Source organism: Vibrio sp. PNB23_22_6 (genome assembly GCF_052877535.1).
Window position 1 is genome coordinate 1 of sequence record NZ_JBNFXP010000077.1, and the last position, 542, is coordinate 542.

Consider the following 542-nt stretch of genomic DNA (forward strand, 5'->3'; position numbering starts at 1 on the left):
ATTTTCGCTTCCCACTGCTCTTCGCCGTTTAGTGCGCCTAGTGCAGAACCTTGGATAACTGGTAGGTCATCACCTGGGAAATCGTACTCAGATAGAAGTTCACGAACTTCCATTTCTACTAGTTCTAGTAGCTCTTCATCGTCAACCATGTCACATTTGTTCATGAATACGATGATGTAAGGGATACCAACCTGACGGCCTAGTAGGATGTGCTCACGAGTTTGTGGCATTGGGCCATCTGTTGCAGCAACAACTAGGATACCACCGTCCATCTGTGCAGCACCAGTGATCATGTTTTTAACATAATCCGCGTGTCCTGGACAGTCTACGTGTGCGTAGTGACGAGTTGGAGTGTCGTACTCTACGTGAGAAGTAGAGATTGTGATACCGCGCTCACGCTCTTCTGGAGCGTTATCGATAGATGCGAAGTCACGAGCAGCACCGCCGTATACTTTTGCAAGTGTAGTACAGATAGCTGCAGTTAGAGTTGTTTTACCGTGGTCAACGTGGCCGATAGTACCAACGTTTACGTGCGGTTTTAC

The 542-nt window shown here is 47.8% G+C and carries 1 protein-coding gene; it reads right to left on the reverse strand.

From position 1 onward, the window contains the following. Positions 1-542, reverse strand: a 542-nt coding sequence (locus tag ACVA54_RS19695; RefSeq protein WP_446619686.1) for a GTP-binding protein, incomplete at both ends; no start/stop codon positions are given.